28 protein-coding genes and 1 pseudogene are annotated in these 26,808 nt (G+C 41.3%); 17 read left to right on the forward strand and 12 right to left on the reverse strand.

What is annotated here, in order from left to right:
- Positions 1-26 precede the first annotated feature (26 nt).
- Complete coding sequence (locus K6T23_RS04670; RefSeq protein WP_238283722.1) at positions 27-581, reverse strand: TetR/AcrR family transcriptional regulator; 555 nt, start codon at positions 579-581, stop codon at positions 27-29.
- Between the two features lie 218 nt (positions 582-799).
- On the opposite strand from K6T23_RS04670, the gene K6T23_RS04675 reads away from it, so the two are divergent.
- The 9 genes and pseudogenes from K6T23_RS04675 to K6T23_RS04720 all read left to right on the forward strand — a co-directional run bounded on the left by K6T23_RS04675 (position 800) and on the right by K6T23_RS04720 (position 7,911).
- The gene (locus K6T23_RS04675; protein WP_238283723.1) at positions 800-1,657 is read left to right on the forward strand and encodes an SDR family oxidoreductase; all 858 of its coding nucleotides are present in this window, start codon (positions 800-802) and stop codon (positions 1,655-1,657) included.
- 447 nt (positions 1,658-2,104) lie between these two features.
- On the forward strand, positions 2,105-2,386 hold the full coding sequence (locus K6T23_RS04680; RefSeq protein WP_238283724.1) for a YwqI/YxiC family protein: 282 nt from the start codon (positions 2,105-2,107) through the stop codon (positions 2,384-2,386).
- A gap of 12 nt (positions 2,387-2,398) precedes the next feature.
- Entirely contained in the window at positions 2,399-4,249 is a 1,851-nt protein-coding gene (locus K6T23_RS22165) for a T7SS effector LXG polymorphic toxin (protein WP_273546603.1), read from the forward strand.
- A gap of 8 nt (positions 4,250-4,257) precedes the next feature.
- Positions 4,258-4,695, forward strand: coding sequence for an SMI1/KNR4 family protein (locus tag K6T23_RS04695; protein ID WP_238283725.1), 438 nt, complete (start codon positions 4,258-4,260; stop codon positions 4,693-4,695).
- A gap of 288 nt (positions 4,696-4,983) precedes the next feature.
- Positions 4,984-5,238 (forward strand): annotated as a pseudogene (locus tag K6T23_RS04700) (DUF6985 domain-containing protein); the annotation flags it as partial.
- A 336-nt stretch (positions 5,239-5,574) separates the two neighbouring features.
- Positions 5,575-5,790, forward strand: coding sequence for a hypothetical protein (locus tag K6T23_RS04705; protein ID WP_238283727.1), 216 nt, complete (start codon positions 5,575-5,577; stop codon positions 5,788-5,790).
- 115 nt (positions 5,791-5,905) lie between these two features.
- A complete protein-coding gene (locus K6T23_RS04710) occupies positions 5,906-6,688 on the forward strand; it encodes an SDR family NAD(P)-dependent oxidoreductase (protein ID WP_238283728.1) in 783 nt (260 codons plus the stop codon).
- A 75-nt stretch (positions 6,689-6,763) separates the two neighbouring features.
- Positions 6,764-7,069 carry an ArsR/SmtB family transcription factor gene (locus K6T23_RS04715; RefSeq protein ID WP_048005433.1) on the forward strand — a complete coding sequence of 102 codons (306 nt, stop codon included), beginning with the start codon at positions 6,764-6,766 and terminating at the stop codon, positions 7,067-7,069.
- A gap of 80 nt (positions 7,070-7,149) precedes the next feature.
- On the forward strand, positions 7,150-7,911 hold the full coding sequence (locus K6T23_RS04720; RefSeq protein ID WP_238283729.1) for an SDR family NAD(P)-dependent oxidoreductase: 762 nt from the start codon (positions 7,150-7,152) through the stop codon (positions 7,909-7,911).
- A gap of 552 nt (positions 7,912-8,463) precedes the next feature.
- On the opposite strand, the gene K6T23_RS04725 is transcribed toward K6T23_RS04720, so the two are convergent.
- On the reverse strand, positions 8,464-9,111 hold the full coding sequence (locus K6T23_RS04725; protein WP_238283730.1) for a BglII/BstYI family type II restriction endonuclease: 648 nt from the start codon (positions 9,109-9,111) through the stop codon (positions 8,464-8,466).
- A gap of 396 nt (positions 9,112-9,507) precedes the next feature.
- On the opposite strand from K6T23_RS04725, the gene K6T23_RS04730 reads away from it, so the two are divergent.
- From K6T23_RS04730 to dcm, 4 genes are all read left to right on the forward strand, one after another.
- Positions 9,508-10,380 (forward strand): HNH endonuclease, encoded by an 873-nt coding sequence (locus tag K6T23_RS04730; protein ID WP_238283731.1) that lies wholly within the window; start codon positions 9,508-9,510, stop codon positions 10,378-10,380.
- Between the two features lie 441 nt (positions 10,381-10,821).
- On the forward strand, positions 10,822-12,837 hold the full coding sequence (locus tag K6T23_RS04735; RefSeq protein ID WP_238283732.1) for a DEAD/DEAH box helicase: 2,016 nt from the start codon (positions 10,822-10,824) through the stop codon (positions 12,835-12,837).
- Positions 12,837-13,508, forward strand: coding sequence for a DUF2290 domain-containing protein (locus K6T23_RS04740; protein WP_238283733.1), 672 nt, complete (start codon positions 12,837-12,839; stop codon positions 13,506-13,508). The genes K6T23_RS04735 and K6T23_RS04740 overlap by 1 nt, the downstream gene beginning before the upstream one ends.
- A gap of 575 nt (positions 13,509-14,083) precedes the next feature.
- Complete coding sequence (dcm, locus tag K6T23_RS04745) at positions 14,084-15,346, forward strand: DNA (cytosine-5-)-methyltransferase (protein ID WP_238283734.1); 1,263 nt, start codon at positions 14,084-14,086, stop codon at positions 15,344-15,346.
- A gap of 36 nt (positions 15,347-15,382) precedes the next feature.
- Here the strand turns inward: dcm and K6T23_RS04750 are convergent, their stop codons facing one another.
- The 4 genes from K6T23_RS04750 to K6T23_RS04765 all read right to left on the reverse strand — a co-directional run bounded on the left by K6T23_RS04750 (position 15,383) and on the right by K6T23_RS04765 (position 19,078).
- On the reverse strand, positions 15,383-15,799 hold the full coding sequence (locus tag K6T23_RS04750) for a very short patch repair endonuclease (RefSeq protein WP_238283735.1): 417 nt from the start codon (positions 15,797-15,799) through the stop codon (positions 15,383-15,385).
- A gap of 129 nt (positions 15,800-15,928) precedes the next feature.
- A complete protein-coding gene (locus K6T23_RS04755) occupies positions 15,929-17,302 on the reverse strand; it encodes a Sau3AI family type II restriction endonuclease (protein WP_285813517.1) in 1,374 nt (457 codons plus the stop codon).
- Between the two features lie 560 nt (positions 17,303-17,862).
- Entirely contained in the window at positions 17,863-18,276 is a 414-nt protein-coding gene (locus tag K6T23_RS04760; protein ID WP_238283736.1) for a hypothetical protein, read from the reverse strand.
- Positions 18,277-18,322: 46 nt separating this feature from the next.
- On the reverse strand, positions 18,323-19,078 hold the full coding sequence (locus K6T23_RS04765) for a uracil-DNA glycosylase family protein (RefSeq protein ID WP_238283737.1): 756 nt from the start codon (positions 19,076-19,078) through the stop codon (positions 18,323-18,325).
- A gap of 160 nt (positions 19,079-19,238) precedes the next feature.
- Here K6T23_RS04765 and K6T23_RS04770 point away from each other — a divergent pair, with 160 nt between their 5' ends.
- Positions 19,239-20,465, forward strand: coding sequence for a DUF819 family protein (locus K6T23_RS04770; RefSeq protein ID WP_238283738.1), 1,227 nt, complete (start codon positions 19,239-19,241; stop codon positions 20,463-20,465).
- 725 nt (positions 20,466-21,190) lie between these two features.
- Positions 21,191-21,697: a hypothetical protein gene (locus K6T23_RS04775; protein WP_238283739.1), complete on the forward strand. Its 507-nt coding sequence runs from the start codon at positions 21,191-21,193 to the stop codon at positions 21,695-21,697.
- A gap of 157 nt (positions 21,698-21,854) precedes the next feature.
- Here K6T23_RS04775 and K6T23_RS04780 read toward each other — a convergent pair whose 3' ends face one another.
- The 4 genes from K6T23_RS04780 to K6T23_RS04795 form a co-directional block, all read right to left on the reverse strand.
- On the reverse strand, positions 21,855-22,160 hold the full coding sequence (locus K6T23_RS04780; RefSeq protein WP_238283740.1) for a hypothetical protein: 306 nt from the start codon (positions 22,158-22,160) through the stop codon (positions 21,855-21,857).
- 331 nt (positions 22,161-22,491) lie between these two features.
- Positions 22,492-22,896, reverse strand: a complete 405-nt coding sequence (locus K6T23_RS04785) for a GNAT family N-acetyltransferase (RefSeq protein WP_337946929.1) — start codon at positions 22,894-22,896, stop codon at positions 22,492-22,494.
- A 21-nt stretch (positions 22,897-22,917) separates the two neighbouring features.
- The gene (locus K6T23_RS04790) at positions 22,918-23,475 is read right to left on the reverse strand and encodes a DUF2239 family protein (RefSeq protein WP_238283741.1); all 558 of its coding nucleotides are present in this window, start codon (positions 23,473-23,475) and stop codon (positions 22,918-22,920) included.
- Positions 23,476-23,597: 122 nt separating this feature from the next.
- On the reverse strand, positions 23,598-24,041 hold the full coding sequence (locus tag K6T23_RS04795) for a VOC family protein (RefSeq protein WP_238283742.1): 444 nt from the start codon (positions 24,039-24,041) through the stop codon (positions 23,598-23,600).
- Positions 24,042-24,122: 81 nt separating this feature from the next.
- Here K6T23_RS04795 and K6T23_RS04800 point away from each other — a divergent pair, with 81 nt between their 5' ends.
- Both K6T23_RS04800 and K6T23_RS04805 read left to right on the forward strand, forming a co-directional pair.
- Positions 24,123-25,028: a helix-turn-helix transcriptional regulator gene (locus K6T23_RS04800; protein WP_238283743.1), complete on the forward strand. Its 906-nt coding sequence runs from the start codon at positions 24,123-24,125 to the stop codon at positions 25,026-25,028.
- Between the two features lie 148 nt (positions 25,029-25,176).
- Positions 25,177-25,611 (forward strand): DUF4275 family protein, encoded by a 435-nt coding sequence (locus K6T23_RS04805; RefSeq protein WP_238283744.1) that lies wholly within the window; start codon positions 25,177-25,179, stop codon positions 25,609-25,611.
- A gap of 61 nt (positions 25,612-25,672) precedes the next feature.
- Here the strand turns inward: K6T23_RS04805 and K6T23_RS04810 are convergent, their stop codons facing one another.
- Both K6T23_RS04810 and K6T23_RS04815 read right to left on the reverse strand, forming a co-directional pair.
- Positions 25,673-25,915: a hypothetical protein gene (locus K6T23_RS04810; protein WP_238283745.1), complete on the reverse strand. Its 243-nt coding sequence runs from the start codon at positions 25,913-25,915 to the stop codon at positions 25,673-25,675.
- 63 nt (positions 25,916-25,978) lie between these two features.
- Positions 25,979-26,602 (reverse strand): HNH endonuclease family protein, encoded by a 624-nt coding sequence (locus K6T23_RS04815; RefSeq protein ID WP_238283746.1) that lies wholly within the window; start codon positions 26,600-26,602, stop codon positions 25,979-25,981.
- Positions 26,603-26,808: the final 206 nt, after the last annotated feature.

Below are 26,808 nucleotides of genomic sequence, written 5' to 3' on the forward strand. Positions count from 1 at the left end.
CTTCCCCTTTGTCTGTATGTCATGACTTAAAGATCAACAAAGCTTTTCCACATGATCGTGAAAATGGTTTCCATCTCTTCGTGTGAGAGTGGTTTCACTTGGTGGTACATGACGGTGGTACGGATGCTGCTGTAGAAAAGGTGGCTCAGCAAGGTTACGTCCATGGGGATGATGATTTCATCATGGATTCCTTTGAGTAATAGTTCCTTGATGAAAATAAATGTATCGGCCACTTCTTTTTTCTCCAGACTATTGATATAGGGGGAGGTAGAAAAGATCTCCAGGAACATGAATTTTTGCTTGTTGGCTATGCCCCATTTTGTCCAGTTCATCCAGAGGTCGCGCATGCTCTTTTTTACGGATGTGACTTCATTGATATCGAGCAAGATATGGCGATGGATTTCCTCCTTGGTCGAGACGTATATGGCCGTGATTAAATCTTCCTTGGTTTTGAAGTAATAAAAAAAGGTCCCGTTTGATACTTGGGCGGATTTAACAAGTTTCGTGATGGGGGATCCGTGAAATCCATATTCAACGAACACGTTTAACGATTCATCTATGATCTGCTGTTTTTTATCCATTTTGTATCTCCTTTTCATGCTACGATGTGGAGTGAATGCTCTATAATATGCTTGTGAAATGAAGTCCTCCACTAGCATTGGTTTGGTTCATCTGTTTGTATTCATCAATAAGAGCTGACATTTAATCATTTTATCAGATATTTTTAGAGTTGACACTTTCAAGCTAAGTATGTATATTCTTATAGAGTAAACACTCTATAAAAAGGGAGATCATCAAAATGAAGAATAAAGTTGCTCTTATTACTGGCGCATCAACTGGAGTCGGTTTTGAAACAGCCTTGTTATTAGCATCAAAAGGATATAAAGTGTATGCCACCATGAGGAACCTGGAGAAACAAGATGCCTTGCTGGAAGCGGCGAAAGATCAAAATGTGGAGATCATGGTTAAATCGCTGGACGTTACAAACACAAGCAGCATCAATGAATGTGTGCAGGAAATCATGAAGGACGAAGACAATATCGATATCCTGATCAATAATGCGGGGGCTGGCTTCCTACGTACAACAGAACAAGCCACGGAAGAAGAGATCATGTGGCAGCTCAACGTCAACTTGATGGGAGTGATCCGTACAACGAAGGCAGTGCTGCCGATTATGAGGGAGAATAAGAGTGGGCATATCGTAAACATTTCATCTGTCGGTGGGCTTGTCGGACAACCGTTCAATGAAATATACTGTGCAACGAAATTCGGTGTCGAAGGATATACAGAAGCTCTTGCCAGCTATGTGCAACCACATTTTAATATCAAATTCACGAGCATTGAACCTGGCGGAATCCATTCTGAATTCGCCAAGAGTGCCCTAGCTCAATTCGAAGTGAGTGGCGGGATGGCAGATGATGAGTATAAACCCCTACTAGAAGCATATATCGGCGGGGCTTCCAGTCGACAAGGGAATTATGCGTACCAAACCTCTAAAGAAGTGTCGGAAAAGATCGTCGAGTGTGTAGAAATGCAGGATCCTCCAATTCGCATGCGCACCTCAGAATGGTCAGAAGAATTTACGAAATTGAAAACGCAAGCTGATCCAACAGGGAAACTACTGCAGGCAGAAGTGGCTAAATTGGTCGGGAGGTAAAACCGTTTCTAAGTGCTTGATGATAATCAAATACACGCAAAATAAAACCATCACAATTCATAGTGATGGTTTTTTGTTGTGTGGATAAATACATTACCTTCTATGAAAGGTGTATCATACACCGCTATTCTACTGCAAAAGGATTGTTATCATGTAGTCCAGATGTAAGAAGGGATGTGATGCTCACCAGTTTAGGCTTTGTTTCTTTGCAGTAGTAGGTAAATAAGATCCTTAGAGGAAGAGGTAGATGTGTAGATTCCCCATGCCTTCTTAATGATGAGAAACATGTGTGGAATTGTTACAAAAGACCCATCAACAAATACCTGTTTTTGTAAAAATAAGGATTATGAGTAGAATGAAAATGGCAACGATGGTACTATGTTCAGAGAATTGGAATTATATAGAATCTATCATATGATCATAGATTTTTAGAAAGGATCGAATTACATGGACACTGAAATCAAGGTTCAATATAGCGAGACGGAGTTGGCAATTTTGAATCTGCGGCGCTCAATTAATGCATGGAACACAGCATTTCCAAAGCAAATCGGTGGAGGGAATGAACTGGAAGTCATCAATAAGCTGAATGAGCTCAATCAGCAGTGCCAGGAGATGCTCGAGACCTATCAAGAGCTTCTTAGGGAAAACAAATCTGCGATGCAGCAATCGGTTGAAGAGATTTTGCAAGCTGATCAGTCCCTTTCGTCTATGATGAATCTCAGTCGGTAAGGGGGACAATCATTGAAAATTCTAGATGTACACGACTTTCATACTGGATTAAAAGAGATAGAGGAGACCTTGTCTTCACAAAAAGATCAAGTGAAAGACATACAGAAATCTGTTCAGGCTGTCGTCGACTTGGAGGATGCATTCAAGGGGAAGGGTGGGGAGGCCATTCGTGGATTTTACCGGAATAAACACCTTCCCATGATTGAACAATATCAGACATTTCTAGCTGACTATGAAACCACTATTGGGAAATTAAGAAATGCTATTCAAGACGTCGAACCGGCACCACATGGGGTCATTAAGCAGAGCTTTTTGGACCATGAGGTAGAAGGACATCTTCACCGTGCCAAGCAGACAACGATAGACATGACAAATGAAGCCAATGCGACAATACAACGAGTGTCGGATATTGTATCAATCCCGACGATTCAAGACGGTGATTTCTTACAACAGGTGGCCAATGCTCAACGTGAGAAGGCACAAACTGTTGAAAAATTGCACGTATTCGATCGAAATCAAACAGCCAATCTCTCTTCCCTTGAAGAACAAGTACAAGAGTTGTCAAAACAAATCACAATGCTTCAATCTGTTTATCGTATGGGGAAGGTTGATATAATAGAGGGGAAAAGTACATTTAAGAAAAAGGACTCCTTTCTCTCTGAATTAAGTGATGTCGCAGCAGCTAAGCTTTCGAAGAAGTACTCCAAGACATTAGGGGCAATGGAAGGTGCGGGGCTTGCGTTGTTTGATATTGTCATGGATACCATTGAATCTTTACTCTACCTGTTTACCGATCCCATTGGATTCTTTCAAGGGATTTTTCATGCCTTGCTTCACCCGATCGATACGTTTAAGTATATATGGGGGGGAATCGAGCAATCCTTCGAAGAAGAAGTTGTGCAAGGCGATGAACGAAGCCGGGAAAGGTACGTTTCTTATACAGCAACCTATATTGGGGCGTCCCTTTACGGCTTAAAAGGCACAGATAAAGTAAGTGCCGTGAGTAAAACGGGAAGGGCAGGAATGGTAACAAAAGCCGGTAAAAAAGGCTCTAAGAAAGACATCCCTTACAACGTAATGGCCACAGCCGCATTCAAATCACTCATCAAGAAAGGAGTTACCATCTCTTTCGATATAGTAGAGGACACACCGAAGCAGCTGCTGTCTTCTAAAACCGGACATCAAGCATTGACCCTGAATCGAGTATCCAAGCGTCTTGAAGAAAATCTCATCAAGACTAAGAACGTCTTAAACTCTGATGCAGTAAAGAACGTGATGGAGAAGACGTATCAAAGTATTGTCAGGAGTGCGATTTCGAAGGTTGCCCGTTCAGAGATCTTCAACGGGGTTAGGAAATTGGTTATGAATGAGAATGGGCATGTGAAGTTCTCTTGGAAGAAAGAGGATCGGAAGAGTGGGACGGAGGGTTCGGGTGAACTTAATAAGGATTTAGCAAAGGCTTATATGAGGGATATAGAGGCTAAAACTGGACGAAAGGTTAATAAAGAGCAGGTTCATCTTATAAAAGAAGCCTTGAGAAACAAAAACTATGAAAAATTGACACCAAAAGAGACAGCTAAGCATAGAAGCAAATTTACATCGAGCTTGAAAGATAAATTGATTGCAGAATGGGAAGAAAAAACCAACCAAAAGTGGCCAAGATATACAGAAGAAGTGCTTGATAAGAATGGAGAGGTTGCTCGGAGTATTGGTCAACCGTATGATGCCCATCATATCATAGAGAATAACTTTGGTGGCCCTCATGAATGGTGGAATATTCATCCAGCAAAATACCCTAACGAACACCAAGCAGGTATACATGGAAAGGGAGCACCATCAGGTAAACTATTTCCAAGGAGGTAAAATAGCATATGGCTGATTTTGAATTTATTAATGAGCTAGAAAATAAAACCTATAAGGTAACTGAAGATGATATTTTAAAAGCTGAACAAAGAACGGGTATTAGTTTTCCAAATGATCTAAAACAGTTATTTTTAGAAGTAGGTTATGGTTTTATTAAAGGTCAAAGTGCTAATGCAATAAATAGAATATTGGGACCAGGGGCTATAGCTGATATTAGATTAAGAGAAGGTATTTTTGAATTTGACCCAGATTTAGATGAACTTTTTGATGATGAAAATAAACTTATCTTTTTTGAAGTGAACGAGGGTGTTTATATTTCAATAGATTTACAATTAGTTAATAATCCAATATATTATTTCGATATTCAAATAGCTGAATCGTTAGAGGATTTTTTTAAAAAGTTTATCAATAACAATGAATATTATATTGATTTAATTGAGGATTAGGTTCAAATGGTAGAGGGATAAAAAAAATTGACCTTGATTGGCTATGAACTGCCTTTCAAGGTTTTTTACTTTATTTGAATCAACCAATGTTATTAAGTAGACAAAAGAAAGTAATTTAATTGTAAATCGAAAGCTCATGATGATTGTACCTTCATGAAGTATCGTTTTAATACTTGGATAGTAAGAAAAGTACGATAATTAGGCGAAATGACATTTTATATGGTTGGGGGTAGTTATGACAAGGATTGTGGCTAACAAACTAACGACAATGACTCTGAGTACTATAGTGAAAATGTCGATGAATATAGAGAAATGGTAGAAAATGAATCAAAAGCAAATAAAAATGCTCCTAAACTAGATTCTTTAACAGGCTTAGCAGAATTAGTGAAACCTACTGAATTCATTGTAAGAAGAGCCAGGAAGAATGGTAAGAGAAGATTGGGATTATTGTGCGATGTGTCTTGGGATACTGAGAATGGGTTGGGCATAAGGATTGAGGATGAAGTTGTGGAAGAAGTGGGATACCAAGATATCGCACTATGAACGTATAGGTGCGGAAGTAGAATAAAATGCGATTGATGTAGCGAAGAAGAATCATGGGGAAGGTTGAATCTGGATCGTCGAAGGGCTTTGTGATGGTACAGATGAATTAGGACGGACCTTTTTGCAATAAGTGACTGAGGGCATGTACCGGTCTTATACCGACTATCTGGTTACATCCAGGTCTAGGAAGAAGTCATAATGCTGATAAGAACGGAGATTTGAGGGAGGTGGCAATGTAATGGCCATAATGAATATAAAAATAGAGAAAGATACTCAAGTGCTTAAATACATTCCTATAGTAAGAAAAAGTACCGGTAAGAGGTACTAAAAGAATCATTGGAGAACGGTGATTATATCCTAACTTGTAACGGAATAAATATTGATGAACTATTGGAAATGAAAAAGACCATAGGTTTATTATTGAATGCTGGTGCTGCAGTCCATATATTTGAGGGGGATAGGGAAGTCAGCGTTGAATTTTTGGATAACGTAGTTGAGTCCCATATGGGTACGGAACGAGTCCTAGAAGAGATTGATCAAAAAAGAAACTGAGACAACTATATTGACACTAACACAACAATTCACTACAATATGTTTAAATGTTTAAACGTTTAAGTAATTAAACGTAATAAAATAACTAATCATAAGAAAAGGAAGGGATCCAACTATGACCAACCAAACCGCACTCATCACCGGTGCTTCATCCGGCATCGGACTTGAGCTCTCCAAGCTCTTTGCCAAAGACGGCTATGATCTTGTACTTGTGGCAAGAAGTGAAGGGAAGCTCAATCAGCTGAAGGGGGAACTGGAGGCGCAGTACGGGATCCGGGGTACTGTGATCGCCATGGATCTGGGGAAGCCGGAGGAAGCGTACCGCCTGAAGGAAGAACTGAAGGGTAAGCATATCGAGATCGATGTGCTGGTGAATAATGCCGGCTTCGGCTTGTATGGGGCTTTTGATGAGACGGATCTTGAGGATGAGCTGTCCATGATCGATATCAATATCAAGGCACTGACCGCGTTGACCAAGCTATTCCTGCCGGGGATGAAGGCGAGAGGGCGCGGGAGGATCATGAACGTCGCGTCTTCTGCTGCCTTTCAGCCTGGACCGCTCATGGCGGTGTATTATGCGACAAAATCGTATGTGCTTTCTCTGACGGAGGCGCTTGAGAACGAACTGAAGGGGAGCGGCGTCACGGTGACGGCTTTATGTCCGGGGCCGACGGAGACCGGGTTCAAGTCCCGTGCGAATCTGGGTGAGTCGAAGCTGTTCAAGAGCGGCGTGATGGATGTCCAGACGGTTGCGCGCATCGGGTATGACGGGTTGATGAGAGGGAAGACCATCGTCATCCCGGGATTCAAGAATAAGCTGCTTGCCAACAGCATCCGCTTCATCCCGAGGAAATGGGTGACGGCGACGGTGCGAAATGTCCAGGAGAGGGCCCGTTAGTCTTGAAGTTTGGCGCTCGTTTGACTATCATTGAGTTGATTAGCTTAAACAAATAGACATTAGAGGGGGATGGATATGGGGCAACAGGCCATCGACGTGTTTCGTTCCTGTATTCCGCTCTTGCAGGCATTGAGTGATCCGGCACGGCAGGACATCATTTTGCTGCTGGCAGAGCATGACCATTTGACCGTAAACGAAATCACCGAGCATTCCACGCTATCACGACCAGCCATTTCGCATCACTTGAAGATCCTCCGGGACAATCAGCTGGTCACCATCGAACAAAAAGGCACACAGCGTCTCTACTCATTGGCCCTCGAGCCATCGGTCGGACTGCTGAAGCAACTGATCCATACAGTGGAAAGTACATGCGATCTTTAGTCATCCGGCTTCAGGTCCTTTCTTTCACCATCTTCGTTCAAATGATTAAACATATAAACGCAGAAAGGGAGTAGAAAAAAATGAATCAAACCGCATTGATCACAGGAGCCTCATCCGGCATCGGGAAAGAGTTTGCCACTCAGCTCGCAGCCAAAGGAATGGACGTCATCCTCGTCGCCCGCTCGACAGGGAAATTGCAGGAGCTCGCAACAGAACTGCAAACGCAATGGAACGTGAACGCAACGGTCATCACGGCCGACCTCAGCAAGGAATACGGGGCGAAGGACGTGTATAAGCAAACGCAGGAGCTCGGGCTCACCGTCGATTACCTGGTGAACAATGCCGGCTTCGCCACCAGCGGTGAATTCCTCTCCAACCCCCATGAGACCGATCACAACCAGGTCATGGTGAACGTGGCCGCGGTGGTGGATATGACGCATCTGTACCTGAAGGACATGGTGGCAAAAGGCTCGGGCACCATCATCAACCTCGCCTCCGTCGTCTCATTCCAGCCCGTCCCCTACATGGCCGTATACGGCGCAACCAAAGCCTTCGTCCTCTCCTTCACCGAATCCCTCTGGAAAGAATACCGGAAGAAGGGGATCAAGGTACTCGCCCTCTGCCCAGGGGCCACAGCCACTTCATTCTTCGAAACGGCCGGAGACGTCTCCTTCGGGAAGATGCGGACAGCGGAACAAGTCGTCCAATCCGCCTTCCACGCCCTGGCGAAAGGAAACAGTTTCGTCGTCGACGGGAAGTCGAACTATGCGACCACGCAGATGGGGCGATTCTTGCCGCGGAAAGTGTTGACGCGATTTGTGGCGGGGATTATGAAGAAGTAGATACTTTAAAAACTTAGGTTACGAAAAGAAAGGAAGCTGCAGTTCAACGCCTGCAGCTTCCTTTTTTCACATCCCATACAACTCTTTGAGTTCCCCCACTTGCAGGCTGCAACAGTGGCACATACTATCATATTGATCTTTGTCTGAACATGATTTATTTCTGATGCTAGTACTAGCTTCAACGGATAGCATCTAATATTAAAATTATTAAAATGGAGGTTTGATTTGATTGCCTCTTAGGGCGTACCAGAGACTTTGTATGTGTTGAGAATATTGGCAGGCATAGTGTCTATTAGGGATTGCTTGAAAATTTTAAGGATAATAAATACGTATGTTTAATAGTGGAATGATTTAAGTATGATTTCTACTGCGGAACACTCAATAACTCGGTTCAATTCAGGGCAATGGAAGGTTACTTTAAGTGCTTTATAAGGTAACCATTCTCTTTACTAACGTTTTTCTAATCAATCTGATTAATTCAGATTTGAGAAGATTTTTTAGTTAAAACCTGTAGACTTAAATAAGTAAAGAAATATTTAGTCAGTGTCTCAACTATTCATGAACTTTCTTTACATCTTTAAGTCTTACTACTTTACCTTTTAGTTCATCCCCTTTAGGGGTTCCTACAATTTTGAAGGTTCTAGGTGCTTTTAGTCCGATAATAAGCAAAGGAACACTAAGTTGGTTCATTAGAGGTTTTAGATGGTCAACATATTTTTCATAGTAACCAATTGCACCGTCAAAGTTACCCGCCTTTTTCATTTCTTGAGTTGCAACAACTACAACTCCTATTTTAGTTTGTATAGCTTTTCTAATATGGTTTAGTTCACTAGCTAAAACAGGTTTTAATAAATTCCATGCAGTAGCAGAAGCGTGGTTAAAGGCGACTTCGATTGATATATCGTCTTTAGCAAAGTCTAGTCGCCAATAATCACTTTTAGGGTCATCATAATAAGGGTCTTGAAATATTGCACTTTCACCGCTCCAATCAAAGGCTTTAAATTCTTCTTTTAGAAGTGAATTGATAGATGTTGATAAACTTTTATTCTTTGTCTGAAAATTATCTTCATAACATTGTCTTAGTGTGTCTTCATCAAGACTAGACAAGATATGTTTAACTTCTTCCCAAGCTTCTTTAAACTCGGGTACATTCTCCAAAATGGTGAGTGCATTTCTGTGTGAGTGTATTCTGAATTCCATATAATCCCTCCCAGTACAACATAGTACCATAGAACTGAATTACCTACACATTTATTATTTGTAGGAGGATTTCCTTGTAAGGACTAATTAGTTGCACGGTTATTAAATGGATAGTACAAGATTATAAAAAAAGGTGCTCTGTTTTGGGAATCATAAGGTTTGTTGATTACCATAAGTCAATGTTTGTAATACTAGTGAACGTAGAACCGTAGTTTTGAAGGCTGAAGACAAAATTTCCGTGATTTCTCACGGGTTTAGGAAGACATATGCAAATTTAAATACACCTTTCCCAACAACGGGTTGTTCTAAGTTGCAATAATTCTATTCTATTTTTTACACACTTGATATAATGGGTTAACATGGTATTTTTAAAAAATATTAGTAGGAGGGGAGACGATGATCACTCCAATGGATTTATCTGAAATTCTCTTGTACTTAGATTTGTTAAAGTCCGCTAGAAGGACGCCAGATAGAAATGAACTTAACATGATGCTGTATTATTTGGGGAATTATGTAGAAGTGAAAATGTTTTATAATAAATTGAAAGAAAACGACTTTAATCCACCTTTTGGATTTTTTAACGGAGCATTTATTCATTTTATCGAGGAATATGATGATCTTGTTTTATTAAAGAATAAAATTTTACAAACACAAAGAAATCGGAGAAGAAGATTTACCACTTTGTTTACACATCAAATATTACTATCAAAATCACAAGTACAAGCACTAAACATAGTAAAGGAAGCCAGGGAGTATGGCATAAAACTGGAGGAGAGTTGGGCTGATAAATTTGATTCGATTTGGCTTATTAAGAATAACCAGTTAGCATGGAAAGAAAATATTATACAATTAGGCCATCACAATCACTTCCAAGAAATATATCAAGATTTTCATAAATTAAAACAAAGTTATTTTGAAAGTATTCCATTGAATCTACTAAAGAAGAGCATTTTGAAAAAAGAATCCAATACTGTAATTGAAAAAATAGTCCAAAATAAAGTAAATGATAGGAGTGTGTATATAAAAGAATTCGCGAGGAGAAATGCAAATGGTATTTGTCAGTTATGTGGTAAAGAAGCACCGTTTAAAGATAGATATGGTAACCCTTTTTTAGAAGTACATCATATTGAATATTTGTCAAAAGGGGGAACCGATACCATAGATAATGTTGTGGCACTTTGTCCAAATTGCCATAGGAAAATTCATATACTGGAATTTGAAGAAGATAAAAAGATAATTACAAAAAAAGCATTTTTAAATATTAAATGATGACTATAAAGAAGGAGCCATACATACTAATACTGGACTCAAGGGTCTAGGTTTTTCCAGATGGTTGAAAACTAAGGAGTAAAAAATAAAACGAATATTTTTAAGTCCTGCAGAGAAGCTTTGTAAGCTTCAAGTATTCTAATTTAGTTTTAACCTAATTCAGTGTAAGAAAATATATAGGAATGTCTTTGCTGGATTCAGTGGAATGTCTTATGGTCTTATTGCAAAAGGATGCCGGGATTCAATAATATTCAACACACTTCTCTGAGATATAATTTTAAGAAAAGAAAGCATACAATTAAATCTAACAATGATTTACTCAACAAGTTTAGTATTTAAAAACTTTAACATTAACAAGGTTGAGGCATTATACTCGCAAAAAATCACGAATTTATTGAATTTATATAAGTAACACAATTTTTGGTAAGGAGATGAAATTTGTTGACAAATGAAACGAAATCTCAAAAATTTGGTAGCTTTCAAGATTTAAGTAGTGCGACAGAAAAAAAAATTAATCATGTAATGGAACTGTTAGATTCTGCGGGTATAGTATATTCCATGTATTATGGTTATCCTGTAATTGATGAAAAAGAAAAGAAAGACTATGTAAAAGGGATAATAATCAGTGATAAAGGTATCTTTGTATTATATGAAAATTCAGAAGAGCAGAACGTTTTTGTATCTAGGATATACCAGTTAATATCTCAAGATATGGAGTTGTTTAGCAGTATAAGGAAATTTAATTTTATTATTGAAATTGATTTAAACTCACCTGAAAATGTATTGACATCATATGAAAGCCTAGATGATATATTCAGTACAGAATTAAAGACACAAGCAAATAGAGCTATTCAAACAGCATATGGTCTATCCAAAGAAGATAAACGTGAGGTTAGGACTCATGACTCTTTAGGTGCGAAAATCAAGGACAGAAATACATATATTGGGACATTCGATGAAGAACAATTTAACATGATCCATTCATATGATGATAAAAATTTGAGAATCCGTGGGTTGGCCGGAAGTGGGAAAACCATTTTGTTAGTGAAGAAAATGGCGTATCTACATTTTAAGTATCCACATAAAAAAATTGCTTTTATATTTTATACAATCTCCTTAAAACAGACAATTCTAAATTTGTTTAAGAAGTATTATAAAGATTATGATAGATATGGTGAACCCAATTTAAATAATGTTGATATTTTTCACAGCTGGGGTGGTGTAGGAAAAAAAGGATTTTATTATGAGGTTTCACAGAAAGTCGGCCACCCTCCCAAAAATTATAGTGAGGCAAGAAGTAAAAGTGAAAACCCTTATGAGTATGTATGCAAGGAACTATTAGAAAACATGGATACTTCTAGTAGGTTAGGGTTATATGACTTTGTTTTTGTTGACGAAGCACAAGACTTTAAAATAAATTTCTTTGAATTAGTAAGAAGGAGTTTGAAAAATAGCGGAAAACTTATATATGCATACGATGAACTTCAGTCTTTAAGTGAGGAAAATTCCATTCCTACTAAAAATGAGATTTTCAAGGACGAAGAGTGTATAGATATAAACTTAAAAACTAGCTATAGAGCTCCGGTTGAAATTTTAACAACAGCACATGCTTTGGGGCTTGGGATAAATAGGGAAGTAAATGAAGGAGAGCTTCCTTTTGTAAATATGCTGCGTAATAAAGAAGTTTGGTTAGACATAGGATATGAACAAGTAAGTGGGCAATTAGAATATGGAGAATATGTAGAGTTAGCAAGAAATGAGGAAAAGTTAAATGAGTCTGGGATAATAAACACTCTGGCATTTGAAAATGAAAATTCTCAGTATGAAAAATTAGCATTAATCATAATAGACTTACTTAAAAATCAGGATATTATGCCCGAGGATATTTTAATTATTGACTTATCATATAAACTTTCAAATAACCATGGGATTTTTAGGATGATTTTTAATAAACTTGCTAGGGAAAATCAACTTTTTGAAGAAGGAACTGATAAATTATCAGCATCCATTAATCTTGTGAACAAAGACAATCCAACTAGGATTAAAGTAAAGAATGCAATTCCCTATACTACTATATATAGAGCTAAAGGAAATGAAGCAAATTTAGTTTTTATTGTTAACAGTGACTCATTAGAAATTGTAAAAAGTATCTCTCGAAATAAGATTTTCACAGCAATGACAAGAGCTAGGTATGCTGTTTGGTTAATGGGCTTAAAACAAATAGCTGGTTATCAGAGAGAAATTAAACAGATTTCTGACGATAATTATATTTTAAAATTTACTTACCCTACAGAAGAGCAGCTACAAAAGATAAAAACATACGGTGAGCTTGAATCAATTAACGAGTTCAAAATGAAGAAAGTTGCGGATAATATAAGCGAGTTAAATAAAACCAATCCAGAATTAGCGAAAAAATTATTACTGGATATGTTGAAAAATATTGGTGATGAAGAGTGATGGAAAAAATAAATAATGAATATGAAGTTGTATGTAGGCAAATAATGAATTTATACTTGGTACAAGAAAGAATACCAAGTATAAATGACGTAAATATATTTAATATTAATGAATTTGAAATTGGAGAAAGAACTAATAAACTTACTCAAAATACTTACCCGGATGTTTATAAGGAACTGTTAGAGGAGAAAAAATATAATATTCTAATTAATGATGAATCAATAATTTCTTTCCACTATTTATTTGATGATAAGAACAACATTAAGAAACATAGCCTTTCATTTATACCTTCTTTAGATTTGGAAATTGCCTTATCTGATGAACTAACACTAGAAAACCGTTTGATAATCTTACAAAATACCAACAATTATTTAAGAATTGATTTTGATTTAACTGGTAAAAAAAACATAGTTCATACAGATGTTCATATGCATTATGGGATTTTTCACACAGAATACGAAAAGGAGTTTTCTGAATTCCGAATTCCTTTAGAGGGTATATTTTATCCTAATGAATTCATTTATCTGGTTTTTAAATATATATATGATTTAAAGGATGAATTTGTTAATTTCCTTTTAGAAGAGAATTATAATAAAAAGCAAAGGCTGGAAGAGTGTGAAATAGATAAATTAATACTTAGTTTCAATAGAAATTCATTTGTAACAAATTAAAATATGGAACAAGTGCTTTATGTGATTAATTTAACTATTGCTAAAACTCTAAACGTAAGTACATCTACTATAAAGAAAGGAAGCTGTAATTCAATTCTGGCAGCTTCCTTTCTTTACATTTTGCATGACGTTCTTGAATCCAATACCTTGATAAATGTATGTTTTTGAATCGCTATTGGTGACATGAATTTCTCCATAAGATTTTTTGTCCCTGAAGCCAATTATCTCATAGGTGAGCTTTTTTTCATTTTGAACTACTCTTATTTTGGTCCATTCTGGTTTTTTAACTATAGTTGTTCACCTCCATGAAGTAATGATAGAAAAAATTAACAGTAAATCAATATACCAAATTTAAATTATGAAAATTTTGGTTAAATATAAATATAATGGTTATTGTTTAAATATTCAAGAAGAAAATCCCTGTTTCTTATAAGTTAAATATGCTATAAATGCAGACTAATTCTGTTATAATTAAAGATTGATGGAGATTAAAAATTATAGTATTTTTTAAAAAATCATTGATCTCGAGGAACTTTTATTATATAATTTTTAAAAAACCGAAAGGATGTTCGGTAATGATAAACGTAATAGAATTATTTGCAGGAGTAGGGGGATTTCGGATTGGTCTGGAAGCCGCTGGAGGATTTGACATTATATGGGGTAACCAATGGGAACCATCAAAAAAAGCTCAGCATGCCTTTGATTGTTATTCCCGTAGATTTGAGGGACAAGGAATTCATTCCAATGAAGATATAAGTAAAGTAGACGGTGAAACCTTTAAGGGTCAGGATATCGATATGATTGTTGGTGGATTCCCATGTCAGGATTATTCCGTTGCAAGAAGCCTTCACGGAGAAAAAGGACTTCAAGGGAAGAAAGGTGTCCTATTTTGGGAAATCATCCGATTAATGAAAGAAACAGAGCCAAGATATGTATTACTTGAAAATGTGGACAGGTTATTGAAATCACCATCAAAGCAACGTGGGCGTGACTTTTCCATCATGTTGGCAAGCTTCAGGGAACTGGGGTATTCAGTGGAATGGAGGGTCATCAACGCTGCGGAGTATGGACTGGCCCAAAGACGGAGAAGGGTATTCATCTTTGCCACCAAAGATGATACACCTTATGTGATTAACAGGGATGGCGTGGATGAGTACAATATGATACACGAAGAAGGCTTTTTCGCGAAGGCATTCCCGGTCTCGGAGGGGATTTCTGAAAAGAAAAAACCTCATTCATTCATCATGAAAGAGGATTTGTTGGAGATTTCAGATGAATTTTCCATGAATTATTTGAACGCAGGGATCATGAGGGGTAGCCTGGTTTATACTGAGGAAGTCACACCGATCAATCATAAACCGATTCCTCTTATGCACGTACTTCAATCCGATGTCGATGAAAGATTCTATCTGTCGGATGCTTCCATTGAGAAATTCAGATATTTGAAAGGTCCCAAGAAAATCGAGAGGACCTCTGCCACAGGCCATCAATATACATTCTCTGAAGGCGGCATGGCTTTCCCTGAGCCATTGGACAAGCCCGGTCGGACCATGCTCACCAGTGAGGGGACAGTGAATAGAAGTTCACACGTGGTCGAGGATCCCGAGACAAAGCGTCTGCGCATCCTTACACCGGTCGAATGCGAGAGGTTGAACGGTTTTCCAGATAATTGGACGGAAGGCATGACTGACAGAATGAGATATTTTTGTATGGGGAACGCTCTGGTGGTCGGACTTATTGAACGGATGGGTAAACGTATATCTGAAATTGAAAAGGAAAATATTCAAGGGAATCAAGTTGAATTGAACTTGGTGTTTTCTGAAACAGATTCCAAATAATAATAAGGACTTCCTTGATAGACAGTGAGGAAGTCCTTATTTATGTTTTGCCTTGTCAATGAAGTGGGTCATTTTTTGTATGGCCCCCTCGAAGTCCCCCCGGATTTCATGCTCCCAGATACGTAGGATGTTCCATTCCTTTTCTTCATAAAATTCATTCACTTCTCTATCACGTTCCTGATTCCTGGTCAGCTTTTCAGTCCAGAACTCCACATGGGTCTTGGGGATTTTACCATGTACGGGACATAGATGCCAAAAACATGAATCGATGAATACGACCACCTTATATTTTTTGATGGCTATGTCCGGTGTCCCTTTCAACGAGCGGACGTTCCTTCTGAATCTATAACCGCGCCCCCAAAGCTCATTGGTGACCAATGTCTCCAGTTTGGACACGGCCCTGATTTTACCCATCATTCTGCTACGCTCTTCGGTTGTTTTAGGATTCTTCATTTTAATAAGCTCCTTTATAAAGTCTCGTTGATGTTATATTTCCTTGCTTCTGGAAGTATTAAACATCAGAACTTTATAGAGAACTTCCGACAATGGAAAAAGTCACAAGATTTATCTTGTGACGTAGAATCATTCATTCAATATCCTTTCGATGTAATGTCTATCCAGCCAATAAGCTTGCTTAGTGATTTTTTGGCCATCGGGCAACAATATCTTATCCTTGCCATCCCTTGCTTTAGAACGGATGTGGCAGAAGTTGTTGAAAGAGGAGCCCGGCAAGTTGTTATTGACTCGATTACCAGCTTTATTTAATTTTACCCCTTCTTTTACAATCTTTTTGGTTTCAGACCATGTTGCATATAATTCACCATCAATTTTTTCTTGTGGCATATTCCACAATTTGATTCCCTCGAAATAAGGGATTCGCTTTACCCCTTTTTTATATTCTTCCTCGAATCTGAAAATCAAAAATAGATACTTTTGCTCCGAGAAGATTCTGTAGAGTTCGCTTTCTTCCCATTCTTCACTCAACAATGTGTCAAAATCAACATGGGTGAAGGACATATGCTCACGGATATTCCCGCCGGGTTCCCTACCGATAGTCTTGAATTTAATATTGGCTTTTGAGAACTCTTCTATTTCGCCAATATCATTCTTTTTGACATCAAGTAACTTTGCCATGAGATGGGGAATCATTGATTTGTTATTGGGATTGTACTTAATGCCGACCTCGTCACATAGTACATCGATTTTTTTCCCATAGTGGGGGCTCAATCTCTCTTCCAGTATTTGATCAACGGTCTTTGTTTTGAGTTCCCCTGGCATAGAGAAGGATTCCATATGTTCAGGTGTGAGGTATTTTCTGATTAAATTCGTCATGTACGAGGTCTTGAGTGAAAATGCTCTTTGTTTTGCTTTTATTGGTGAGAATGGTTGTTCCCGGACACTTGATTTATTCGCTCCCTTTGTACATGCAGAAAGGTACATTGTATCGGCTTCCGAGATAAGATGTGCTTCCCCGGATTTAATTTTTGATACGATGATTTCCCAATCCCGTTCCATGACTGCAAGGTCTTCTTCCGAGAATTCATTCAAGAAAGATTTGACTATCCGAAAATCACTTATGGGTACCTCGGGTACGTGTTGATACAACATGATCAACATTTTTGCTGCCTTGGACATGAAGGAGGATTCTTTAAAGGTCAAATCATGTTCCTTCATATAATCAATGATGTTTAATACCAATCTTTCTTTTGATGAGTATGTTTGGTTTTTATTCAATTTGAATGGTGTCACTTTTAATTCCACACCGAGGTTTTCGAAATCAGGTTTGGAAACTGAATTAATCTCATAACCGAAATAACTTTCCTCTATGATATTTCCCAAGGTCCCTTTCGATCGGAGGTTCTTGATTCTTCCGGTGCCATCAATTTCTCCGAAGGTCTTTCCTTCAGCTGCGTATGCCTTTTCCATTAATTCATCTATTGTTTCATACAGAATCATTATAATCTCCTTAGGATAATATGATATTGATAATTTTACTATAAAAGGTAAAATGTTTACAATAACATGACTTATGGTTTAGAATTTTTATATAAATTCGGAAAGCCATCGCTGGATTGATGAGCATGTGTTGGACTTAAATCCGAATGAAAGTTGTGGTTATCAAGCAATGGGAATACTCCATTTTAAAGGCTTGAAAGGTGTACATAAAGGAACTTTTATGGGAAAGAATATATTTGAAGCTCTTACAATACTAGAACAACAAGAAAGTGACTTTACTTTGGTTATTCAGAGTCTTGATAGGCTATCTTATTAGAGGTAAAAAAGGTAAAGAGAGTAATTGGTTGTTAGATTTACCGCTAGTTTCACATTCACTCCACTTTACAAGAGGTGTATTTGATTAATTTTTACAATTTTCCTGAATAAAGCAAGCTGGGCAAATGTTCAGCTTGCTTTATTTTGTCTTTCTATTCCATCCACTTTTAGGGGCATCCTTTTCAAGTTGAAATAAATCTCCTCGACGCGAATCAATCATCCGCATGGTCATGAGTTATGTCTACTCAATACTTTACCCCATGATGATAAGTCGCACATCCATGACAAGTATCTTTATCATAACGGTGTTCGGGGTTTACCTTTTTCCCACAGTATTGGCATGATCGATATTGGCGTTTTCTTGATTGGATGGTTTTTAAAAGTAAACCGAGGATTTGTTCTGTTTGATCTTCTACGGAAAGATGATCAGTCATGTGCATAACGTGTTTTTTGTATTTTGTTGGTTCAGGGCTACAGGGTGAATACCAGATATCTTTTATGTAGCCGATCTCTAATTCCTGGTTTGATAGAGATATATACATTTTGGGATCATCCGCAAATCCGACCAGCGGAAAATATATAGTTGAATCTCTATATAAGCGAAGAGTTTTTCTGTTTTGAATCAGCCATGCTTCTGCCTTTTCTTTTATAGATGGCACTATCATATCCCCCTACTTAACAGAGCGCTGTTTGGTCATAAACAGATCATTCCGTTGCAATCCCCTTGAAGTAATTCTTCAACTTTTCCATCATCTTCTCCTTATTCTCAGCAAAGTGCCGATGTCGATGCCCGTTCCCTCCAGAAGGATGGGGGAAGCCGTTCAAGATGCACGCGGCGTTGATCAGACCTTGTTGCGATAGATAGGCAAGGGCCTTTGAGACATTCACCCCGAGAGGAACGATCAGCGGATTGTCCATATGTTCCATTTCTTTAGGGAACGATTGAAGGATGTAGTCGCGCAGCAGATCTGTTTTCACTATGTTCGGTGTGGATCCACTGTAGTTCTTTCCATTATAGAAGACCGGATAGGGAAGGACGGAGGTGGTTTGGACCAGGTGGCTGTGTGATCCGAATAACTCGCTGGTGCTAGTGATCCCCAAGTGAGCGGGGAGGTTGAGTTCATCGAGCATGGTGATGAGGTTCTTCCTCATGGGCCCTTCGAAGCTTGAGTTCTTTTTGACCTCGTGAAGGATCTCGTCATCTGTGAGGGTTGATTCTCTCAGGTTCCACACCGTCTCGAACGATTTTTTCATCTGGTGGAGGCCGGGGGTGATCCCGACGATGACGACCTTTGCATTGGTATTTAGATGCTCGAATGGAGCATAGTAGATTTCGAGTTTTTTCTTTGGGTCTTTTTCCAGCAGGAATGATTCATCCAATAGGGCTTCTTGTGTTGGTGAAGGTAATGATTGAATGGTTGCTTTATAGTGGTTGAACGTTGAGTAGGGCGCAATGGACATTTCTATTCCTCCTGTTAACTGAATCTACGTATAGTATACACTATCTGGAAAAGAGGTTTTGCTTGAAGAAGGGGTAGTGCCTTCAAGAAGGAATAATATTTTGAAAATTCTCTATGAAATGGGTACGATAGAATATAGATTACAAAAAGGAGGCAACCCCATGAACCAAGCTCTCATTCAACCAGACGATTACATAACCCTGTGGGGGATCATCGTCGTATGGGCTTCCGTCAGCATCTTCCTCGAACAGCGCTATAGCTGGGCGGCGAAGATATCGGGAGCCATCATTGCCCTGGTGGGGGCGATCATTCTATCGAATACGGGGGTGATCCCGACGGAGTCACCGGTGTATGATGCCGTGTGGACGTTCATCATTCCCCTTGCGATTCCGCTGCTGCTTTTCCATGTGAACTTTAAGAAGGTGTGGAAGGAGAGCGGACGGCTGCTTATTCTGTTCTTGATCAGTTCCGTCGGGACGGTGGCGGGGACGATCATCAGTTTCTTCTTGTTGAAGGATCACATTCCCTACCTTGATAAGCTCGGTGCGATGCTCAGTGCCTCGTATGTCGGGGGAGGGGTGAACTTTGCCGCCATGGCCGCGAAGTTCGCACCGCCGGGAGAGATGGTGTCATCTGCGGTGGTGGCGGATAATCTGATGATGGCCATCTACTTCATCGTGCTGATGACGATTCCGACCATGGGCTTCTTCAGGAAACGATTCCATGCACCCCATGTGGAAAAGGTGGAGAACGGGGGCATGAAGGAAGACGGGAAGACGCTTGCCGAAGGATTCTGGTCGCGGAAGGAAATGTCCCTCAAGGATATAGCCCTGTCGGTCGGAACCGCCTTCCTGCTTGTTATGGTGTCATTCAAGATCGCTGAACTATTTGCCGGACTCATCCCGTCCGGGGAGGATGCGTCCTTCTTCCTGAATCTGATGAACGGGCTGTTCGGGGATAAGTACCTCATGCTCACGACATTGACCTTCCTGGCACTGGCCCTGTTTCCGAAGTACTTCGAATCGATCAACGGCAGCCAGGAGATCGGGACGTTCCTCATTTACCTGTTCTTTGTCGTGATCGGCATACCGGCATCGATTCCGTTGATCATTCAGAATGCACCGCTGCTTCTTGTGTTCGTGCTGATCATCGTCATTCTAAATCTGGGTATTTCACTCGGTGCAGGGAAGCTACTGAAATATGACCTTGAAGAAATCCTCCTCGCCAGCAACGCCAACGTCGGAGGCCCGACAACGGCTGCCGCCATGGCCATTGCGAAGGGATGGAAGGATTTGATAGGGCCGATCCTTGTGGTCGGTACCCTGGGGTATATCATCGGGAATTATGTTGGGACGACGCTTGGGTTGTGGTTTGCTGGGTTTATGTGATGGCAGCTGCTTGGTCCGCGGACTACTACTGACTAGAAAGCATGTGAAGAGAGTTGGGACAGTTATCTTTGGGAGTGTTCAATAAAGCAAGCTGCCCAACCGCTAGCACAACTTTATTCGGGAAAACAAATGGAGGATGCAGTCGCACATCAGGTCTTGTTTTCACTTTGGTTGGTGTGGATCTTCAACATCCCCCTTGCGCTCCTCTTCCATTTGAACTTTAAGAAGGTGTGGAAGGAAAGTGGGCGGCTACTCTGTCCTTGAGCAGTTCGGTGGAGTGGCAGATTCTATTAGATGGCATTGAATTAAAAATATAGTAGACAAAGAGAAGCAAATCATACATCTGTCGGTGTAAGAGATGCTTCTCTTTTTTGTAGAACGATTCATGGCGATTAATACAGAGAATCTGTAGCAAGAAGTTGTACGCATTGAATTGAGAGGTGCTGGCTTATCAGTTTGGGTCGGTAGAGGCCCTTTTAACATCCTAAGGTGGAGCAAGTGGAGATTGTGCAGAGTAACGAAGTGGTTAAAGGTGATTCCAATGGAAGAACTGAAGAAGCAGTAGGCAAATGTATTTAAAAAGAAGCTATTTACAGGAACGGTATGGGTGGGTGAACTCATAGATTAAACTCTTTGAAATGATTCATCCTGAATATGGGTTTATTGGTTGCTAATAGTATAGTATTCTACTATACTTCTTTGAAGTAGGAAGGGGTTAGAGTCATATGAAAAAATTCGTGTTTATTTCGGCAATGGCACTATTATTATCCGCATGTAGTTCTTCTACTTCAACGGATGATAAAACAAGTGCAGAGAAAGTACCAAAAAAAGAAACAACTGAAGAGGTTACAAAAAAAGATGTTGAGAGTGATAAAGTGACAGAGCCAGAAGAGCTTCCATCCATTACTTCTCTTAAAGAAGATGAGTTAAGGGATTTTCTAAAGGAAACGGCAATGGGGGAGGGAGATGAACTAGGTGATGTTTCCGTTGATAAAGGAAAAGTCGATGTGGCTATAAAACTCGGCCCCAGTGATCTTCTATCGGATGAAGATTTTGCTGTAACCCGATATAGTCAGGCCTCGGATGAATTACTTGGCTATAGTGATTGGGATCGTTTAACGATTACATATACTGATATTGGGTCGATTACGATGGACCGAAACGAGAAGGAAACGAACGAATTCGGTCAAGATTACTTCCCTACAGCTGTGATAATGGACAGATTAAAGTAATCAATCTAAGTGAGGGAGCTGGTCAATGACCAGCTCTGTTTTGTATCTACTGCCTTCTAGTAGAAAGACAAAAGCAAGCTCCTTAGCTGGCAGCTTGCTTCTTATTGTTTCCATCACGAATATGGTGTCGATTAAAAGAGAGGGGGGGTGTTTTGTGTTATGGAGTGTTAATACTGATCGCCTGGTCACTGACTTCAACGTTTTCAGCTCCTGAAAAGGATACATTCAAGTCATACACGACAGGCTCTAACAGATTGGTATTAATTTTAATGGGATAAATCAGTTCATGCTGATGGTTGAGGGTGATGGTCTCACCCTTTTCTCGATTCGGGATCTCGGCCTTAACGGTGTTTTCAGGATACGATTCCTTCCCGTTATCATCCACTGCCCCAAAGGCATACCCGATGTCCTGAATCAAACCAAAATGGATCGTGTGGTCACCCTTTTCAATGGGTTTAACCATAACTCATATGTTTGGATCCCATCTTCGTCTGAAACCTGTTCAGGGCTGGATTCCAGTTTCAGCGTCTTTTCATCAAGTAGGTTGAGTACAATAAAAGCCATTATGCAAACTCCAATTAACGTAAGTATGGCACTAACACCCTTATTCATTTTCCTCCAACCCTTTGCTTTCATTATTCTGATTAGGGGTTACCTGCTGTATTAAGTAGCCATTGTATAATGACCATGCATCTCGCCATCAATCTCCACGTTTCCATTAAACCTGAAGCCACTTTTCTCAATGACCCTTCTCGAAGCATGATTCCGGGGCAGGACTACCGCATTCAACTGCTTCACATCGGTACCAGGAAGGCGATGAGTCCTTTTACGGCCGTGATCGTGTAGCCTTTATTCCGGTGATCCTTGGAGATGGCAAAGGCAATTTCCCTGTTGGGTTCAGGGAGTTCCTCCTTGATCCCTGTATTGCAGAAGCCGATGAAGGCACCCGTCTCTTTTTCAATGATTCCAAGCTTGAGCCACCCGTTACCGATGGTGGGGAGGGAGGAGAGGAATGCCTGGTTATCGGGGACTTCGTAATTCGTCAGCCAGTCCAGGCGTTGCTCTCTTGTGGAACGCCAGTCGGGCAGGAATTCATAGACCTCCGGCTGGGACGTCAAGTGGTAGATGGCATCTGCGTCCGATGGTTGAAATTCTCTTAACAGGATATTGCCGCAGTCCAGGGTGAATGGTCTGTTCATATGAGTACCTCCAAATGTGAATCACTCCTCAGTGAATGCTGTACTGGAGAGCACTTTCATATACTTCTTCACATCAACGGCCCAATCCTCTATATGCTGGTGAAACGCCGACTGATTCCCTGCATAGAGCTCGCGCAGCGCTTCTTCGTAATGAGGGAAGTTCCCGGCCATGGAGGTCATGAAGTGGTAGGTAGCCTCCTGGGATGCTTTAGCCTGCTGGGTTCCTCCGCGTCGGGCGTCTTCTACGAGCTTCCGCAGTGTGACCGATGCGCCGCCGGGCTGACTCTTGAGCCATTCCCAGTGACGGGGGAGGAGGGTCACTTCGCCGGAAACGACGCCGAGCTTAGGACGGCCGACTCGTCGTGGCTGGGCTGCTTCCGTCTGTTCTCCTGATTCTGCCTTTGGATTGATCGGACCGTGATAATCAACATCGATCTGTCTGCCGGTGGCATCGTCAAAGATGAGGACCTGGGGCCAATCGTTGCTATCTAGTTGATCTTTGATGGTGGAGACAACTTGATCCAATGGTCCACGGGCAACGTTTTTGACGCCTGAAAATGCGGTGTAGGTTTTTGTCATGATTTCCAACTCCTTTACTACAGTGTATTATACCCGGGTAAAATGGTGTCGTCAATATTACCCGGGTGAAAATAAAAAAACCACCCCACTTGTGATACTACAAGTGGAGTGGGGGATGATGATCAAACCAGCTGGTTCAAAAACGTGCTCGCATCACTGTTGAATTTCCATACCACGCCGAAGCGGTCCTTCACCATGCCAAAGCTTGATGACCACGGAACGGACGAGAGGGGCATGAGGATGGTTCCTCCTTGAGACAGATGGTCGAAATACGTTTGGTTCAGATCAGGATCGCCGTCGATCAGGCTGATGATCACATTGGTTCCTCGAGTGATGGGCCCAGTGACTGATTGCATGGACGGAAGAACATCGGAGATCATGATGGTGTTTCCAGAGAAGTCGAGTCGCGACTCCATGATCATGGTTTGTTCTTCGGCCGGTAACGGGGGATCTTGAGGGATTGCACCGAAGGTCACTTGTTGGACTATTCCCTGTAGGGCTTTTTCGTAAAATGTGAGTGCTTCTTGTGCCTGGCCGTTGAATTGAAGATAAACGATTGATTTCATTGTGTGTTGCCTCCTTTATAGGTCTACCGGTAGTATAATGAGTGAAAGGTGACAACTGTATGTCGCCATTGGGAGGGCGTTATGCAAAAAATTGAGCGATTGATTTCGATTGTGATGTTGCTTCTGCAGAGGGAGCGGGTATCTGCCACTGAGCTGAGTCGGCTTTTCGGGGTCACGAAGCGAACGATCCAGCGCGATATGGACACCCTGACCTATGCGAATATCCCGGTCTATGCCATGCACGGTCGGGAGGGCGGATACGGATTGATGGGGGAATATAAATTTGATAAGAGGTTGTTGACCCACAGGGACATTGAGCATATCGTCGTGGCTCTCGATGGATTTGGTCAGCTGTCATCGAATGAAGGGGTCCAACAAACGATCGGGAAAATCAGGGGGATGAGTCATATCGATCTTACTCCGACCCTCTTCATGACCTTTTCTGATAGGGTGGGGCGGAGCGGATTGCAGGATGAACTATCCATTCTGATGGACGCCATTAAAAACCACTGGCTGATTGAATTCGATTACGTGGATCAGAAAGGGGCCATCAGCCACCGAACCGTGGAGCCTTATCATTTGAAGCTCCATGAGATGAAATGGTATGTGGCCGGGTACAGTATGGAGCGTGAGAATCATCGGACGTTCAAGGTGACAAGGATGACGGATCTCAAGATAAAGGGCTCGTTTACACCACGGCCCCAATCTTCTGAAGGAACTGACATGGAGCAGCCACCGATGATGTCTATGATGGTGAAAGCCGAAATCGATATTAGTGTCAGAGACCAGTTCATTGAGCGATTTGGAAAGCAGTCCGTCGTGCACGCTCGTGGAAGGACATATGAAGCTACGATGGAACTGCCTGAGAATCACTTTGCCTATCAGTTTCTGGCTGGGTTTGGGAATAAGGTGAGGATTGTGGAACCCCAAAGGTATGTAGAACAGTTTAAAGAATTCTTAGAAGAAGCGTTAAGGATCTATCAATGAGCATTTTCCCGGTGGGGAGCAAGCTCTTAGCTAGCTGGGATGAGGGTCATTTCGTTCATGATGCCACATTCTCATTCATTGAAAGAGCGGAAGTGCAGAAGAGAAGCGTGATAGGTTCTAACGTGCTCAGGAGTTTTGGGAGGTACCAATGAATATGATTGATCGATTAATAGATAAAAACATCAAGGTACGGGACATCCCAGGATGGGGAGCGTACTTGAAGAAAGAATGGGAAACCCATTTTGCCGGCCACCTCAGCGACAAGGAGAAACAATCGATCTATCTGCTTGATGCAGATGGATTTGGCGGATACCTGTGGCATCTGTTCAGCTATAAGAAGAAAAAATGTCTAGAAGGTGAAAAGGCAGAAGTTGCCTTTAGGGATCAGCGGAAACATTCGTGTTTCATCTTCTTCCAGGACACGGAGGATGCCCTGCTCCTTGAGGATGCATCGGGGTTTGATGTGATCGACCTATCAAGTGAGGTGGGGCGGGACATCTATGTCGTAGATAAACAGTTCCGTTGGACGTTCGTGCTCACGCATGAAACCGATTGGCTCGGACCTTATTTCAGTAGGAGATAGAGAAGACAAAGACGCTTGAGATTCCAAGCGTCTTTGTCATTGATCGTACTCTAGTAGAAACTCAACTTCTTTCCAATACCTTCACAAGCATCCCATGAACCACCTCATGATCCCTTGCATCAAACAGTCGATACTCCTCACCGGGCAGGGTGTACCATTCTTCTGCACCCACATAGGTGATCTTGAGGGAGAGGATGCCATTTTCATCGCAGGTGGTGACGAGCTCAAGCTCCCCGCTGATGACGCCGACTTCTTCGGTCATGACGCCGTGGCTTGCGTTGAACGTGGTTGATTTGGTTTCCATGGTTTGGCCTCCTGTTTGAAACGGACGATCCCGGTGAGGATCGTCCGTTTTTCTTTTATTCTATCAGTATACGCAGCTGTTCAGCATCCCCTGAAGGGCGGTTTTCTCGGATGACTGCAGGCTCAGGTTCCATTTGGACTTGGTGCTGATCCACCATTTGGCGTAGCCGCATTTTGCACCGGCACGGGGCGGCTGCCAGGTGGAGGGGTCCTGGTCACCCTTGGAACGGTTGCTGCTCGCGGAGACGGCGATGAGCTGGGAGCCGCTCAGATCATTGGCAAATGCCTCGCGCTGGGCGGTGGTCCAGCTGCTGGCCCCGGAGCGCCATGCTTCAGCAAGGGGAACGATATGGTCGATATCGAGGTCGGAAGGATTGGTAAACTTGACGCCATCATAGTAACTGTACCAGCTTCCCGACGTCACCGGGCAGTTGCCGCTGTACGTATCGGCATCGCGCTTCAGGACAACCTGACGGGTATCACATCCGCCGCCCTGACTACTCCAGTGGGGGAACTTGTCCCGGGAGTAGCCGGTCATGGATCCCTCGGTTTTCACCGTGAGTCCGTTCAGCTGGGACTGGGACGTCGCTTTCGACGGCGTGACAGGCGGAGTGGCAAACGCGGACGGCAGGAACAGCGAGAAGGAAAGGACTAGGGCAACGACAAACAACATGGTTTTCTTGAACATGGAGAGCCTCCTGTATGTAGTTTTTTATATGAACATCGGCACGATGCGCATACTGGGATAAGGTGCCTCTACTGCCATGATAGGGGAGGGAGAGAGAGGTTTACAAGAGGTTTTTTGTAAAGATTCAGACTTCTTTCGGATTTTTAAAATTGATGATAAACGAATGTCTTGAAATGAAAAAGAACCAACCGCCTTATCATTAAGGG

The sequence above is a fragment of the Rossellomorea marisflavi genome (genome assembly GCF_022170785.1).
Taxonomy (GTDB): domain Bacteria; phylum Bacillota; class Bacilli; order Bacillales; family Bacillaceae_B; genus Rossellomorea; species Rossellomorea marisflavi_B.